The sequence below is a fragment of the Psychrobacter sp. 1Y4 genome, assembly GCF_051847555.1.
Genome location: NZ_JBPYDE010000460.1, coordinates 1 through 754, shown reverse-complemented (window position 1 = coordinate 754; position 754 = coordinate 1). Strand labels below are relative to the sequence as shown.

General features: G+C 41.2%; 1 protein-coding gene. It reads left to right on the top strand.

What is annotated here, in order from left to right:
* The coding region (era, locus tag ACS8FC_RS16965) for a GTPase Era (RefSeq protein WP_439297647.1) at nt 1-754 on the top strand (754 nt) is incomplete at both ends.

Sequence of the window (754 nt, the reverse complement as noted above, 5' to 3'; positions counted from 1 at the left end):
GTCACCGTATTCATGGCATTTTGTCCAATCATGAGATGCAGGCAGTGTTTGTAGATACGCCAGGCATCCATCGCAATGAAGTACGTGCTATTAATGAGCGTATGAATAAAGCGGCAGTATCTGCTCTAGTAGATGTTGACCTAGTATTGTTCGTTGTTGACTCAGATCAATGGCGTGATGATGATCTATTGACGTTGCAAAAGCTTGGTGATACCAATTTAACTGTTGTATTGGTCATTAATAAGTCAGATACCTTAAAAGATAAAGGCAGCGTGTTACCGCTTATTGAAACTTTTAATGAAAGTTTTGACTTTGCTGATATCGTTCCAGTATCTGCGCTTAAAAACCAAAACTTAGATCGTTTGCAAGAAGTGATCGCCTCACATTTACCAGTTGCTGCACCTATTTATGATACAGAGCAAATCACTGACCGTTCAGAGCGATTCTTAGCCAGCGAAATTATTCGTGAAAAAATCATGCGTAGTGCGGGTGATGAAGTGCCATACGACTTGACTGTACAGATTGATGCGTTTAAAGATGAGCCTGCGCATACAGATCCAAAGACGGGGCGTCCACGTAAAGCATGTACTTTTATTGATGCAACTATCTATGTTGAGCGCAGTGGTCAAAAAGCCATTGTCATTGGTGATAAAGGTCAACGCATCAAGCAAGTCGGTATGGATGCTCGTAAAGATATGGAGCAGCTGTTTGACAAAAAAATCATGCTAACGCTATGGGTCAAAGTTAAACGTGG